This window comes from Pseudomonas sp. PS01303 (assembly GCF_029959385.1).
GTDB classification, from domain to species: Bacteria; Pseudomonadota; Gammaproteobacteria; order Pseudomonadales; family Pseudomonadaceae; genus Aquipseudomonas; species Aquipseudomonas rustica.
The window spans coordinates 1-1,624 of sequence record NZ_JASCPK010000303.1 but is presented as its reverse complement, the minus strand read 5'-3'; the positions used below and the strand labels follow the sequence as shown (position 1 = coordinate 1,624).

Sequence of the window (1,624 nt, the reverse complement as noted above, 5' to 3'; positions counted from 1 at the left end):
CGGTTAGATAGTCGCTGATTTTTAGGGCCTCTTCGCGAGCAGGCTCGCTCCTACATTTGAAACGCGTTCCCCTGTAGGAGTGAGCCTGCTCGCGATAGCGGTAGAGGCCTAAGCGCTGACCTTAAGCCCTATCAAGCCAATGATGATCAACGCCACACTCGCCAGCCGAATCAACGCCATCGATTCGCCAAACAATATGATCCCGGCAATCACCGTGCCCACGGCACCGACCCCAGTCCAGATCGCATACGCCGTGCCCAGCGGCAATTCCTTCATCGCAAGGCCGAGCAGGCCAAGGCTGATGGCCATGGCCGCAACGGTCAGTGCAGTAGGGAGTGGACGGCTGAAGCCATCGGTGTATTTCAGGCCAACGGCCCAGCCGACTTCGAACAGGCCGGCGAAAAACAGAATGATCCAGGACATGAGAGACCTCCATCGATTGACGGGGTCGTCCCCAGATTAATGACTCGATCGAGCCGCGAGGTCGTCCTCGCGTTGCGCGATAGTTTGACGAGCATTAACCCGGGGATCAAGTTTCAGCTCAGTCGGCAGCCTGTTGCGCCAACGCCTCGCGATCTTCCTTCTCGCTCATGCGGCGGAAGTAGGTCGACAGCAGCGCACCGGAAATATTGTGCCAGACACTGAACAACGCGCTCGGCACTGCCGCCAGTGGCGAGAAGTGCGCACTGGCCAACGCGGCGCCCAATCCCGAGTTCTGCATGCCGACTTCCAGCGCCAGCGATTTGCGCTGAGCCAACGGCAGCTTGAACAGGCGGCCGGTGAAGTAACCCAGCAGATAACCGAAGCTGTTGTGCAGCATCACCACGGCCATGATCAGCAGACCGGATTCGGCAATTTTTGCCTGGCTGGCGGCGACCACGGCAGTGACGATAATCACGATGCTGACCACCGACACCAGCGGCAACACATCCACCGCATGACGAACCTTGTCGCCAAGCAGACGCTGGGCAACCACGCCGAGAATGATCGGCAACAGCACCACTTGCAGGATCGACCAGAACAGTTCCATGAACGACACCGGCAACCACGCCGAAGCCAGCAGCCAGATCAGCGCCGGGGTCAGCAGCGGAGCGAGGAGGGTGGTAACGGCGGCGATGGCCACCGACAACGCCAGATCGCCGCGGGCCAGCCAGGTCATCACGTTGGACGAGGTGCCGCTCGGGCAGCAGCCGACCAGAATCACGCCGACGGCGATTTCCGGCGGCAGCTGAAACAGCTGGCAAAGCAACCACGCCACGCCGGGCATGATCACGAAGTGTGCAACCACGCCCAGTGCCACACGCCATGGATGGCGGGCAACGGCAGCGAAGTCGTCGAGTTTGAGGGTCAGGCCCATGCCGAACATCACCAGCCCGAGCAACGGCACGATCGCGCCTTTAAGGCCGAGGAACCATGCCGGTTGCAAAAACGCGATGACCGCGAATATCAGAACCCAGTAAGCGAAGGTATTGCCGACAAAGCGGCTGAGTGCAGCCAGTGCGCGCATGGCTTGTTCCTTATTGTTAGTTACACCACAAAACCAAATGTAGGAGTGAGCCTGCTCGCGATGGCGGTCGTTCAGTCAACATTAATGTTGAATGTCAGTCCCTCATCGCGAGCAGGC

At 59.7% G+C, this 1,624-nt stretch carries 2 protein-coding genes; both read right to left on the bottom strand.

What is annotated here, in order from left to right; all coding sequences use genetic code 11:
* Window positions 1-108 precede the first annotated feature (108 nt).
* Window positions 109-423: a quaternary ammonium compound efflux SMR transporter SugE gene (gene sugE / locus QMX93_RS30675; protein WP_282359332.1), complete on the bottom strand. Its 315-nt coding sequence runs from the start codon at window positions 421-423 to the stop codon at window positions 109-111.
* Window positions 424-541: 118 nt separating this feature from the next.
* Window positions 542-1,507, bottom strand: coding sequence for a bile acid:sodium symporter family protein (locus QMX93_RS30670; RefSeq protein ID WP_282359331.1), 966 nt, complete (start codon window positions 1,505-1,507; stop codon window positions 542-544).
* Between the last annotated feature and the right edge of the window lie 117 nt (window positions 1,508-1,624).

Coding starts and splice junctions, on each gene's coding strand:
- QMX93_RS30670 (WP_282359331.1), bottom strand. CDS start 1,507: ATGCGCGCACTGGCTGCACTCAGCCGCTTTGTCGGCAATACCTTCGCT.
- sugE (WP_282359332.1), bottom strand. CDS start 423: ATGTCCTGGATCATTCTGTTTTTCGCCGGCCTGTTCGAAGTCGGCTGG.